A 12,593-nucleotide genomic window follows, 5' to 3' on the forward strand; every position below is an offset into this window, starting at 1 on the left:
GGCGGAGTACACCTTCATCACCATGCGTGACCATCTTTCTCTGGATCCTCATGGTCCAGTCTCGGATGGTGTCCACGGTCAAGGGGGAGGCCCCGAGGTGATCAGCTCTCCGGGTCGGCGGGCGGTCTTGAGGGGACCGTGAAAGTAGTCGCGTGCCGCGACGGTACGGGCGCCTTGGGTGCCTTGCAGCTGGATGTCGGCGTCCAGGGCCATGGCGATGGCGCACCACTCGGACGCGGGGTGTCCCCAGCCGAAGCTGCCCACCATGGTTCCCCGGGACCGGATGGGCGGGTGGGCGATGTTGACGACAGCGAGGGAGAACAACGAGCCGAGTGGACCTGTCACGGCCTGCGTGGACTCGAAGACGTGGTGCCTGATCAGGGCGCCGACCTGCAGGGTGTTGTCAGTGATCTGCATGTCGTCGAGTTCCGGGATGCGGTTGATGTCGACGACCAGGTCGGGACGGATGCGCTCCAGGTGCATCTCCAGGAGCAGGCTCTGGCCGCCGGCCAGGACCTGGGCCTTGCGGCCCCCGTTCCCCAGAGCGTCGACGGCCTCGGACACGGTGCGGGGTACAACGTAGTCGAAGGCGGCGGGCTTCACCGGGCCTCCTCCAGCTTCGGGGCTTGGGCCGCTCGCCAGATCACGTCCGGGGTGAGCGGCATCTGCAGCAGGTCGCAGTCGGCCGGCTGGAGTGCGTCGACCACGGCGTTGACGACTGCGGCCGGCAGGCCGATGCAGCCTGACTCACCGGCGCCCTTGGCGCCCAGCGGGGAGCTCGGGCTGGGCGTGCAGGTGTCCTTGACCTCGATGGGTGGCAGTTCGGTGTAGGTCGGCAGCAGGTAGTCCAGCAGGCCGTTGGCCAGCATGGGAACTCCGTTGTCGTCGTAGGGGATGGCCTCGTACAGCGCCTGGCCGATGCCCTGCAGAGCGGACCCGAAGGCCTGTGCGTGGACGATGTCGGGGTTGAGCACCACACCGCAGTCGTCGACCGTCACCACCTTCAGCAGCTGCACGGTGCCGAGTTCCGGGTCGACCTCGGCCACCGCCACGTGGGTGCCGAAGGGAAACGCCATCCCTGTCTCGAATCGGTCTTCCACGCGTAGGGGCCCGGTGGCCTTGACCAGCTCGCTGATGTCCATGGCGGCCGAGCCGTCGTGGGCGGCGTGTACCGCACCGTCGGACCACTCCACCTGCTCCAGGGGCAGATCCCACAGGTTCGCGGCCCTCTGCTTGGCCTCCTCGATGACCAGTTGGGAGGCGTGCTGCAGCATCGCACCCGCGACCTGCGCGGTTCGGCTGGCGAAGGAGCCCAAGCCCTGGGGCTGTTCGTCGGTGTCGCCCTCGATCAGCCGGACGCGTTGCTCGTCCACGCCCAGCGTCTTGGCGACCAGCGCGGGGAACACCGTCTCGTGACTCTGGCCGCTGGAAGCGGCGCCGCACCGCGCGGTGATCGTGCCGTCCGTGTCGACCTCGATGCTGCCGAACTCGTGCAGGCCGCCCGGCTCCCCGCCGGAGCGCTCGACATAGCAGGACAGGCCAATGCCCAGAGGCTTAGCGGTCGGGTCCGTCCGGCGCCGGGCCTGCTCAGCCCGCCATGTGTCGTACTCGACGGTCTCCAGTGCCAGGTCGAGCGCGCGTGCGTATTCGCCGCTGTCGTAGGTCCGGCCGGTGGGGGTCGTGTACGGAAAGCTCTCGGGCGGGATGAAGTTCCGGCGCCGCAGATCCGCCGGGTCAATACCCAGCCGACGGGCCATCATGTCCATGCATCGCTCAAGGGCAATCACCGCCTCCGGCCTCCCGGCACCCCGGTAGGGGTAGGTGAGCATGGTGTTGGTGAGGATCGAGCGGACGGTCGCATGAACCTGCGGGGTACGGTAGGCACCGGTCGCCATCCACGCGGTCTGCATCGGCAGCCCGACCCCGAGGTGCGGGTAGGCGCCGACATCGGCGTCGATGTGCAGCTCGTAGGCGAGAAGCCGGCCATCTGCGTCTGCGGCCAGCCGCGCATGCTGGTCCTGGCCGCGGCCTCGCGTGGCGACCAACATGGATTCCAGGCGGTCCTCGATCCACCGCACGGGCCGCTGCAGCTTGACCGCCAGGAAGGCGACCACGACGAACTCCGGGAAGGACGCGCTCTTCGACCCGAACGCGCCGCCGGTGTCCGGGACCACCACACGCACCTGCTCTTGTGACCAGCCCAGCAGCGCCGCCAGCTCGCGCCGCAGCCGGTGGGGCATCTGGTGCCCCGACCAGACCGTCAGCCGGTCGCCCTCCGGGACGGCGAGGATCGTCCTGCATTCCATCGGCGTGGGCATCAGGAGGTTCTGGCGGTACCGGCCCTCCACCACCGCGGCCGCGTCCTGCCACACCTTGTCCTCGATGGGCTTGCCGGTCTCTCCCTGCAGGGCGATGTTGCTCAATCCCTCGAAGAGCAGGGTCGAATCTGCGGCAGCGGCGGACGGCGTCACCATTGCGGGCAGCGGGTCGACCTGGAAGGTGACCTCGGCCGCCCCGTCCTCCGCCCGGTACCGGTCCTCACCCACGACGACCGCGACCGCTTCGCCCGCGTACCGCACGCGCTCCTTCACCAGCGCCGGCCACTCGCGGCCGACGACCGCCTCATCCGAGGACAGTTTGGCGAGCACAGTGTGCGGAACCGGAGGCAAGTCCTGCAGGGTAGCTGCCGCATGAGCACACGGGGGCACGTCCGTGAGGTCGGCGGCGGACCAGGCCCCCACCACACCGGGCACTTCACGGGCCGCACTGCAATCGACCGCGCGCAGCGCACCGTGACCGACCTTACTTCTCACGAACACAGCGTCGAGACAGTCCGGCACTTCGATATCGGCGACATAGCGGCCCTTCCCCGTGAGCAGTCTTTCGTCCTCGCGCCGCGTCCATTGATACACAGCTGCACCTCTAGCTGGCTCGAGTTACTGCGGGGGCCAACCGGCGGTCACCCCTGAGGATGTGGGCGTCCTTTTGCGGCGTCTGCCGCGCTCCGCGAGGAGCGACGGCACCAAAGGCCCCCATATCGCCCAAGCTTAGGCACGGTTCAAGACAAGGTGTATGTATGACGCGCAGCGCGCCCGTCGAGATCTATCAGACCTCGACGATGCGGTCCTTGATCGGGTGTGTCAATTTAACGGCTGATCTTGGTTGTTGATTTGGTCAGTGGTCGGTGGGGGTCAGGCGGCCCTCGAAGGCGACCTGGAAAGCGTTCAAGGGCGCCTTCCAGCGCATGGTCCACCGCTTGCGGCCCTTGCCGGTCGGGTCCAGGCTCATCAGCGCCATGTAGACGCACTTGAGCGCCGCGGCCTCGTTGGGGAAGTGCCCGCGGGCCCGGACAGCCTTGCGTATGCGGGCGTTCACGCTCTCGATCGCGTTCGTCGAGCAGATGACTTTGCGGATCTCGACGTCAAAGGAGAGGAAGGGCACGAACTCGGCCCAGGCGTCGGACCACAGCTTCACGATCGCCGGATACTTCCGGCCCCACGCCTCCTGGAACTCCAGGAACGGCACTGTCACGTTGGCTGGCGGGTGGGATGATCTTCGGGTTGATCATGGTGGAGGGGGTTGTCCGTGGGCAGTACGCCGCCGTCGTACAAGGGGCACCGGTACCCGGTCGAGGTGATCTCCCACTGCGTGTGGCTGTACTTCCGCTTCCCGTTGTCATTCCGCGAGGTGGAGGAGCTGATGCTGCAGCGCGGCATCATCGTCTCCTACGAGACAGTCCGCCGCTGGTGTCTGAAGTTCGGACAGGCCTATGCCGACGGACTGCGCCGCCGTCGGCCACGGCCCGGGAACAAGTGGCACCTGGACGAGGTCTTCATCAAGGTCAACGGCGAGCTGAAGTATCTGTGGCGGGCCGTCGACCAGAATGGCAACGTCCTTGACATCCTCGTCCAGAATCGGCGGGACAAGGCCGCGGCAAGACGCTTCTTCCGCCGCCTGATAAAGAAGACCTGTACGGTGCCGAGGGTGGTCGTCACCGACAAGCTCCGCTCCTACAGCGCGGCGCACCGCGAGGTCATGCCCTCGGTGGAACACCGCTCCCACAAGGGCCTGAACAACCGGGCGGAGAACTCCCACCAGCCCACGCGGCAGCGTGAACGCGCGATGAAGGGATTCCGTTCCGTAGGCGGGGCCCAGCGGTTCCTGTCCGCGTTCAGCGGCATCTCGCCCCACTTCCGCCCTCACCGCCACCTGATGACAGCCTCCGACCACCGAGCCGAGATGACCGTCCGCTTCGCGATCTGGGACCAGATCACCCAAGCTGCCAGCTGGCCCACCACGGCCTGACCACAGGCCCGGACCGCAAGCCCACCATGCCCCAACGCGCCGTCAGGCACCGACATACTCAACAACTTGACAGCGCCCTTCAAAAGCTTGCGGAAGAGCCGCCTGGCCGCGGCGGTGTCCCGCCGGTTCTGTACGAGGATGTCCAGGACGTTACCGTCGGCGTCCACGGCCCGCCACAGGTACTTCTGCTGTCCGTTGATCTTGATGAAGACCTCGTCGAGGTGCCACTTGTCCCCGGGCCGGGGCTGCCTGCGGCGCAGCGCGCCTGCGTAGGCCTGCCCGAACTTGGCACACCACCGCCGGACCGTCTCATACGAGACGACGACACCGCGCTCGAGCATCAGCTCCTCGACCTCGCGGAACGACAGCGGGAAGCGGTGGTAGAGCCACACGCAGTGGGCGATGATTTCCGCCGGGTACCGGTGCCCCTTGTACGACGGCGGCGCGCTGCGCACGAACGACCCCTCCCCGCGTGATCAACCAGAAGATCATCCCACCGGGTCAGTCAACGTGACAGTGCCGGTCACCGGCATCGCGGGCCTGCCCGCCGAAGCCTGAGCACCGACCCGAGACCCGACCTCCGCCACGCCCCGACATGGCGTCAGGAACCCACGCACTCAACAACGTGACAGCGCCAGATCAAGGCCGACCCGCCGATGGCGAACCTTCGCGACCAGGGGCTGTCCGGCGAATCACCGCTGGGAAAGGCGGGTCGAGTGTCCCCGGCGGTCGGCCGAAAACGCTTGGCCATATGTCTTTCCCAGCGGGATGGGGCAGTTGTCCTACGCGTCGCCGGAATCTCTGGCGACGCGGCGGCACTCCGGCCTACGACTCGTAGAACATGAACCAGCTGTTCTGCGCGGCATTGTAGACGCAGGTGGTGGCATCGACCCACCAGTATTCATTCTTGTACGCCGCGGCTTTGGCCCAGCAGGCACCTGCGGTCGCGAAGGCGGCGTAGAACGTCCATTCTGTGCCGGGGTCCCTCACCTTGGCGATGGACTCGGAACGGCCGGCCTTGGGCGTGCTCGCCCCTGCGGTTTGCACGCCGACCACGGAAGTCAGCAGAGCCACCATCAGGGTGGCGGCCGAGAGTCGCTTGGCGACTGATTTCATGGGGCAACCTCACTTACTCGATACGCTCGACAGGAACGGCGCGGAACAGGTACCGGCTAGTCCTTCGTCCAGATGAAGATGTAGGAGTTCCCGCCGGACATCTTCTGCGTGGCGTCTACGACGTTGTACATCTCCGTGTGCACGCCGAAGGTCTTGGCCTTCCACAGCTGCAGTCCGTGGGCGTTGAAGTCGGAGACGGAGACCTGGGCGCTGGAGGACTGCTGGTTGTCCTGGGCCTGGCAGAGCACGATGGGCCCCGTCTGGATGCCCTTCCACCAGGTGACCCCGGACAGCTTCAGCTGGATCGAGATCTGACCAGGCGCCGCGCCTCCGGGAAGGACGGTCGCTTGGATGATGTCGCCGTCCGGAAGGCGTTCTCCGTTGAGGAGCTGCTGGAATTGGATTCCCTCGGATGCCTGTGCGGACGACGGGTAGCCGACGACTTGTACGGCGCCGAGCATGGTCGTCATCAGAGCGACCGCCGGTAGCCGTTTTACAGCTGAACGCATGGTGCCAACTTCCTGGTGAGATTCGGTCATCGAGTGTCGATCACCATGACCAAGAGTTTCAGTTCCGGAGCTTTCCCATCAGGGGGCACTCAGGGCGCTCGAAGCATCATTCGCCGAGACAACGCCCCAACACACCTTTACTGGGCAGGGCTTTGCGGTGAGCGACCATTGTCATTCAGAAAATACGAAAATCCGTGGTTAATACTCCAGCTGTAGATCGTGATCTTGCAGGTGGGGTGTGACTGGGCGCGATAGCTGTCATCTGGGCACGACATCTGTCACCAGCCCTACACTCCGGCCATGCCGATTCAGCCCCGGTCCGCAGACTCCGCCGAGGAGCAACTGTCGATCATCGATGCCTTGATTGCTCTGCCGTTCCCCGAACAGGAAGGCAAGTCGAAGACGCAACACGGATGGGGCGGGCCCGGGTATCACATCGCTGTTCTCCGGGAGAGCCGGGACTTCTGGGACGCTCCTGATCCGGGGACGGTCACGGAGGCCGAGGAGGAGTTGGAGGCAGATCTCACCGCACTGGGCACGGTGCTGGCTGGGCGTTGGGGTAGTCCGACCGTGGTCGATCTGTGGCCCTATCTCGGGCTCGACAACCCGGATAACCCAGACATCGAGGCGCCCGAGCCCCTGGGCTCCCTTTGCATGCTTGCTGTGAGCATGCAAATGTGGCAGGTGCCGTCTACTGGTCGCTGGCTCGGGCTCGCCATCGGCCAAGTCGATCGAGAGCTCCCCTTCGAACTGCTCGCCGCCGTCGGCGAGGCCTCCACGCTTCCGAAGTGAGCCGCGGGACTGCCTGCCCCACCTTGCCCGCGTCATCGCTTGTGACGGACACCACGCAAACCCGCGGCAGATGGCAACTTCAGTGCCCAGACTGTGACAGCTGTCGCGCTAAGCCTGAGAACGGACCCCAGGTCACCCGCCCGTGTCGGTGACAAATGTCGCGCTCGGTCACATGGAGGCCGGTGCAGGCACGGGTGCGGCCACCGTCGATCATCGCGAGTTGTGTGGACTAACGACGAGACGGTGGCCGCAGGTCACAGCATAGATCCCGGCCGGTGGCGGGAGGCGTTCGAGGTGGCCATGGGCCGGATCGCGGGCCGGTTCACCCGGTACGAACCCCGCCTGCGGGCGGGGCGGTTGGTACTGGGTCTGCTGTCGGACCTGCCTCGCAAGAACTGCTGGACCATCGCAGAGTGGGCCGGGGAGACCAGCCCGCACGGCATGCAGCATCTGCTGTCCCGGGCCGCCTGGGACGCCGACGCTGTCCGTGATGACGTGCGCGAATACGTCGTCGAGCACCTCCATGACGAGGCCGCGGTGCTGGTCGTCGACGAGACCGGCGACGTGAAGAAGGGAACCCACACCGTCGCCGTCCAGCGCCAGTACACCGGCACTGCCGGCAGGATCGAGAACTCCCAGGTCGCGGTCTACCTCGTCTACGCGGGCGCGCGCGGACACGCGGCGGTGGACCGGGAGCTGTACATCCCGCGCTCCTGGACGAGCGACCCGGACCGCTGCCGGGCCGCAGGACTCGGCGAGGACACCGTCTTCGCTACCAAGCCGGAACTGGCCCGGACGATGATCGAACGGTTCCTGGATGCCGGGCATCACGTCGGCTGGGTCACCGGGGACGAGGTCTACGGCGGCAACCCGAAACTGCGCACGGCTCTGGAGGAACGCGGCATCGGCTATGTCCTCGCGGTGGCCTGTTCGGCTGAAGTGGCCACCGGTGCGGGCACGTTCCGTGCCGATGCCCTGGTGAAGAAGGTGCCGAAGCGGGCCTGGCAGAAGCTCTCGGCTGGACGCGGTGCGAAGGGACAGCGGTTCTACGACTGGGCCGTCATCGATCTCACCGAGGCGGCGCCGGGCAGCCGTCAGCTCCTGATCCGCCGCAACCGCACCACCGGCGAACTCGCCTACTACCGCTGCTTCTCACCCCAGCCGGTGCCGCTGACCGAGCTGGTGCGGGTCGCCGGATCCAGATGGCGTGTGGAAGAGACCTTCCAGGCCGAGAAAGGGCTGGCCGGACTCGATGAGCACCAAGTCCGCCGCTACCCCTCCTGGACCCGCTGGGTCACCCTCGCGATGCTGGCCCACGCCTTCCTGGCCGTCGTCCGCGCCAACGAACACGCCCGCAGCCCCGCCCCGGACGGGCTGGTCCCGCTGTCCTGCAACGAGATCCAGCGCCTGTTCATCACGCTCGTCGTCCAGCCCCTCCACGACATCGCCCACCGACTCGGCTGGTCTGACTGGCGACGCCGCCATCAGCAGCGATCACGCACCAGCCATTACCAGCGACAAGCCGCATCCCAGACATGAAGATCACGATCTACAGCTGGAGTACTAAACGCCCTCTGACAGCACGGGGGTACTTGTCAGGGCAGCAGTCGAAGGTCGAGCTGCGTGCCACGATCCGGAGTGACCACGGCGGCATGACGAGCAGTGGCCGGTTGACCTCTCCCGGGACGGACAGGCGCCCGCCCCCCTGTGAGGACGGCGGGCCATTAAGTCGCAGTCAGCGCCAACGCACTTCTGCTCCTCATCCAGCGAGGGCGCCGCTCTCTCGCAACAAGGGCAGCACGTGGTCGCGTACTGCGGGAGCGAGCTGCAGATCACTTTCGCGGCCGGTCGTCCACCGCATGTCCGCCAGTTCGGCCGCGGGCAGGGGTATCCGGTCGATTTGTGCCCCGAAGACCGTCATCTTCATGGGCACGCCCTCCAAGGCCGCCACGGCCTCGACGTCCATCAGGAAGTGCGGCTCCAACGGCACGACACCCAGTTCTTCGTCCAGTTCCCGCGCCAGCGCTTTCATCGGTTCCTCACCCGCATCGGGCTTGCCGCCAGGGAGATAGAAGATCTCGGGAGCCGCCTGCTTGCTCACGACCAGGAGACGCCCTTCCTGAACGATCGCGGCAGCCACCACGACCAAGGGAGCCTGTCGGCCAAGGTTCGGCGCGGAGACCGACGCCACACTTTGTTGCTCCATACTCGCGATTCTTGCAGCCACCCCGGCCAACGAGCCACGAGCCCCGTCTCAACGTGAGCCCCAGAGCCTCCCGCTACACCGGGGACTGACGTCAAATGGCGTGAACATCTTCGGCCCCGCCAGTCAGCAACTGCTGCCCAAACCGATCGACAACTGCTGTTGCTCGAAGTGAACGAAGCCAGAGGAGCTACTGCCGCCGCTGGTCTACCGGACCTTCGCATGGGTGCGCATCTGTTCGGCCAGCCGTCCGAGTTCGGCGACCGGGGAGGCGTTGCTGAGCCCGCTGTTTACGGCGGTCGGGCTGCGCAGGAAGCGCCGGAGCAGGGCCACGAGCAGCCCTTCCGGCAGGGTCTGCAGTGCAGCGAACGTGCGGGGGACCGGCGACGTCGGCATGGCGGCCAGGTTCTGCCGCACGAGGTGGAGCATGCCGCGGACCGCGTCGGGGTCGTCGGCCAGCGTCACCGGGCCGCCCGCCGCGTGCACCTCCTGCCCGAGTGGCACCTCGAACGCGGCGTGTGTCTTGAGCCAGGCATCCATCCGCGGCTCGGCCTTGGCGTTGATCCCGGCGGTGCGGAACTCCCGGACGATCCGTTCCAGTCGCGGGGTGGTCCGGCCGTCGGGTTCGCCGATCGGCATCGGGACCCGGCTGGTCATGAAGGTGGTCGCGCGGGGGCGGACCACGTCGCCGTCCATCGTGCCGGCGGCCAGTGCCGGGGGGAAGCCGAGCAGTACTCGCTCGTGGCCGATCGCCTCGCCCAGCGGCTCCGCGCCGGCCGCCCAGTTGTGCAGGAACAGCACGTCGCCTTCGAGGCCGGCGAGCGACTCCAGCACCGCGTCGACCTGATGGGTGCGCACAAGGACGGCGGTCAGGTCGTACCCGCCTGCCGGGTGCTCGACCGCCGGTACCGGTACCCGCCTGACGGCAGTGCCGTCTCCGTCGGCGAGCTGCACGCCGTGCCGGCGCAGGAAGGCCAGGCGCTCGCCCCGGGCGAGGAGCGAGACGTCGAGCCCGGCTTCGTGCAGGCGGGCGGAGAACAGGCTGCCGCAGACCCCGGCGCCGTATACGAGCAGTTTCATGACAGCCTCTTCCACATAAGTCAAACGTTCGTTTCAATCGATCGTCTGTATAGTACGGCACATGGCGCTACCCGATACCCGGACCAAGATCCTCGACGCGGCCGAACACCTCTTCGCCGAGCACGGCTACAGCGGCACCTCTGTCCGCGCGGTCACCGACCTCGCCGGAGCGAACCTGGCCGCCGTCAGCTATCACTTCGGCTCGAAGGCGGAACTCCTGGCCGCGGTCGCCCGCCGCGTGACCGAGCCCATCACCGCCGCCCAGAGCGCCGGGCTCGACGAACTGCTCGCCCGGACTCCGGACCCGCCGGTCGCCGAACTGGTGGAAGCATTCGCAGGGCCGCTCTTCGACGAGATGCCCGCTGGCAGTGACAGCGGAGCCCGGACGTCCCGGCTGATCGTGACGATCCTCAGCGACCCGGCCGAGGAGGCGCGCAGCTGGACCGGCCCGGACGAGGACACGGTCCGTGAGCGCTACCTGGCGGCTTTCGCGCGCGCACTGCCCGGCCTTGCCCCACAGGAGCTGTTGTTCCGGATGCGGGGGATCTTTGCCGTGACGGCCGTGGACCGCGTCGAGGTCTACCACCGGCCCTCCCCCGCCTGCCCGACGGTGACGGCGGGCGAGGAGGCCCGGCGCTGGGCGATCACGTTCCTGACGGCAGCAATGAGCGCACCACCGACCCGGGCCCGTCGGTAGGTCTGGGACTTTGCACCGTGGGTCGACTCTGGTGCGCAATTCTCGGCGGCTGCTTGACCGGTAGGTGGTGATCGTTCCTGCGGTCGTTACGTGTCGTCCGGCCGTGGAGGGTGGGTTGTGATGTCGTTGCGGCCGATGGGGCTGTCGCCGGTCCCGGAGCAGACGGTTCGGGTCGCGCGGGCGGCGTTCCCGCAGGAGAGTTTGGCGATCCGGGTGCGGGACCGGCTCGGGGAGGTCTTCACCGATGAGCCGTTCGCTGAGGCGTTCGGGGTGCGTGGGGCGCCGGGTCTGTCGCCGGGGATGCTGTCGCTGGTCACGGTGTTGCAGTTCGCGGAGAATTTGACCGATCGGCAGGCCGCGGCAATGGCGATACGGGCCATCGACTGGAAGTACGCCCTCGGCCTGGAGCTGACGGACACCGGCTTCGACCACAGTGTGCTGCCCCGGTTCCGGGCCCGCCTGGTCGGCAACGGCATGGAACGTGTCGTCTTCGACCGGCTCCTTGAGCACTGCGTTGATGCCGGGCTGGTGGCCGCGGGAGGAAAGCAGCGCACCGATTCCACCCATGTGGTCAGCGCGGTACGGGACTTGAACCGGTTGGAACTGGCCGGGGAGAGCGTGCGGGCTGCGCTGGAGGCGCTGTCGGCCGCGGCACCGGACTGGCTGGCCCGGGCCGTGGACGTGCCGGAGTTCGCCCACCGCTACGGACCTCGGGTCGACAGCTGGAAACTGCCCGGCTCCAAGGTCAAGCGCGACCAGCTGTCCCAGGTCTACGGCCAGGACGCGTTGCGGCTGTGCCGGGCCGTCTGGTCGCCCGACGCGCCGGCCTGGCTGCGGGAGATCGGGGCCGTGGACATCATGCGCCAAGTCCTCGTGCAGACCTACACCGTCCGCACCAGCAGCCGGGGCAAGGAGGTGGTCAGCAAGCGGGAAGCCGACGAGGACGGTGTCCCGCCCGGCCATCTCCGCCTCGCCCTACGACCCCGACGCCCGCTGGTCCGCCAAGGGCGACGACCTGTTCTGGCTCGGCTACAAGGTCCACCTCACCGAGAGCTGCGACAACACTCCCCCGAAGCCGAAGCCCAATCCCGGGGACGGCCGAACCTGATCACGGATGTGACCACCACCCTGTCGACGGTGCCGGACGTGAAGGCCACCGCGCCGATCCAGCAACAACTCGCCGACCGCGGCCTCCCGCCCGCCGAGCACTACCTGAACTCCGGCTACCCCTCCGCCGAACTGATCGAGACCGCACGCAGCCGCGGAACCGTCATGGTCACTCCCGTCCTCCTCGACCGATCCGCCCAGGCCAAGAGCCACATCGGCTACGACAAGAGTGCCTTCCGGATCGACTGGAAAGCCCGCCAGGTCCGCTGCCCCCAGGGCAACACCAGCACCGGATGGCACCCGGTGCGACAACGCGAACGAGACGCCATCGTCGTCGAGTTCGCCAAGACGGACTGCCAGGCATGCCCCGTCCGACCCGAGTGCACCTCGGCCCGGCGCGGCAACCGCATGCTTACCCTCTACCCCGAGCACCTGCACACCGCCCTCGCCGCCGCCCGCACCGAACAGAAGACCAAGACCTGGAAGGACAAGTACGCCCTGCGGGCCGGAGTGGAAGGAACCATCAACCAGGCCCTCGACATCACCGGCATCCGCCGGGCCCGCTACCGCGGGCTGCCGAAAGTCCGCCTCCAGCACGCCTTCTCCGCCACCGCGATCAACGTCGTCCGCCTCGACGCCCACTGGACCGAGCATCCACTGGACCGCAGCCGCACCAGCAACCTCACCCGCCTCAGCCCGGATCCACCGGCTTGATGCCTGTGGATAGCTTCTCCGAAAACGAGGAAGTGCCCTGTGACCTGCGATGATGGGAGTTCTTCACGCT

General features: G+C 67.3%; 11 protein-coding genes and 2 pseudogenes. 5 read left to right on the plus strand and 8 right to left on the minus strand.

Features of this window, described 5'->3' with window-relative positions; translation table 11 throughout:
- Window positions 1-78 precede the first annotated feature (78 nt).
- From AB0I23_RS40185 to AB0I23_RS40195, 3 genes and pseudogenes are all read right to left on the minus strand, one after another.
- Entirely contained in the window at window positions 79-603 is a 525-nt protein-coding gene (locus AB0I23_RS40185) for an FAD binding domain-containing protein (protein ID WP_359118059.1), read from the minus strand.
- Complete coding sequence (locus AB0I23_RS40190; protein ID WP_359118062.1) at window positions 600-2,912, minus strand: xanthine dehydrogenase family protein molybdopterin-binding subunit; 2,313 nt, start codon at window positions 2,910-2,912, stop codon at window positions 600-602. The genes AB0I23_RS40185 and AB0I23_RS40190 overlap by 4 nt, the downstream gene beginning before the upstream one ends.
- 262 nt (window positions 2,913-3,174) lie before the next feature.
- Window positions 3,175-3,513, minus strand: a pseudogene (locus AB0I23_RS40195) (transposase); the annotation flags it as partial.
- Window positions 3,514-3,585: 72 nt separating this feature from the next.
- Between AB0I23_RS40195 and AB0I23_RS40200 the strand changes: the two are divergent.
- Window positions 3,586-4,305: an IS6 family transposase gene (locus tag AB0I23_RS40200; RefSeq protein ID WP_436847069.1), complete on the plus strand. Its 720-nt coding sequence runs from the start codon at window positions 3,586-3,588 to the stop codon at window positions 4,303-4,305.
- 77 nt (window positions 4,306-4,382) lie between these two features.
- Here the strand turns inward: AB0I23_RS40200 and AB0I23_RS40205 are convergent.
- From AB0I23_RS40205 to AB0I23_RS40215, 3 genes and pseudogenes are all read right to left on the minus strand, one after another.
- Window positions 4,383-4,760, minus strand: a pseudogene (locus AB0I23_RS40205) (IS6 family transposase); the annotation flags it as partial.
- Between the two features lie 370 nt (window positions 4,761-5,130).
- The gene (locus tag AB0I23_RS40210) at window positions 5,131-5,421 is read right to left on the minus strand and encodes a hypothetical protein (protein ID WP_359118067.1); all 291 of its coding nucleotides are present in this window, start codon (window positions 5,419-5,421) and stop codon (window positions 5,131-5,133) included.
- A 56-nt stretch (window positions 5,422-5,477) separates the two neighbouring features.
- Window positions 5,478-5,930 carry a hypothetical protein gene (locus AB0I23_RS40215; protein ID WP_359118068.1) on the minus strand — a complete coding sequence of 151 codons (453 nt, stop codon included), beginning with the start codon at window positions 5,928-5,930 and terminating at the stop codon, window positions 5,478-5,480.
- 300 nt (window positions 5,931-6,230) lie between these two features.
- Between AB0I23_RS40215 and AB0I23_RS40220 the strand changes: the two genes are divergently transcribed.
- Window positions 6,231-6,722, plus strand: a complete 492-nt coding sequence (locus tag AB0I23_RS40220; protein WP_359118071.1) for a hypothetical protein — start codon at window positions 6,231-6,233, stop codon at window positions 6,720-6,722.
- Between the two features lie 300 nt (window positions 6,723-7,022).
- Entirely contained in the window at window positions 7,023-8,261 is a 1,239-nt protein-coding gene (locus AB0I23_RS40225; protein ID WP_359118085.1) for an IS701 family transposase, read from the plus strand.
- Window positions 8,262-8,481: 220 nt separating this feature from the next.
- Here AB0I23_RS40225 and AB0I23_RS40230 read toward each other — a convergent pair whose 3' ends face one another.
- A complete protein-coding gene (locus AB0I23_RS40230; RefSeq protein ID WP_359118074.1) occupies window positions 8,482-8,928 on the minus strand; it encodes an NUDIX hydrolase in 447 nt (148 codons plus the stop codon).
- 204 nt (window positions 8,929-9,132) lie between these two features.
- Window positions 9,133-10,005, minus strand: a complete 873-nt coding sequence (locus AB0I23_RS40235; RefSeq protein ID WP_359118077.1) for a ketopantoate reductase family protein — start codon at window positions 10,003-10,005, stop codon at window positions 9,133-9,135.
- Between the two features lie 61 nt (window positions 10,006-10,066).
- Here AB0I23_RS40235 and AB0I23_RS40240 point away from each other — a divergent pair, with 61 nt between their 5' ends.
- Entirely contained in the window at window positions 10,067-10,702 is a 636-nt protein-coding gene (locus AB0I23_RS40240) for a TetR/AcrR family transcriptional regulator (protein ID WP_359118079.1), read from the plus strand.
- A 120-nt stretch (window positions 10,703-10,822) separates the two neighbouring features.
- A complete protein-coding gene (locus tag AB0I23_RS40245) occupies window positions 10,823-12,523 on the plus strand; it encodes a transposase (protein WP_359118082.1) in 1,701 nt (566 codons plus the stop codon).
- Window positions 12,524-12,593 lie beyond the last annotated feature (70 nt).

This window comes from Streptomyces atratus (genome assembly GCF_040655115.1).
GTDB classification, from domain to species: Bacteria; Actinomycetota; Actinomycetes; order Streptomycetales; family Streptomycetaceae; genus Streptomyces; species Streptomyces atratus_D.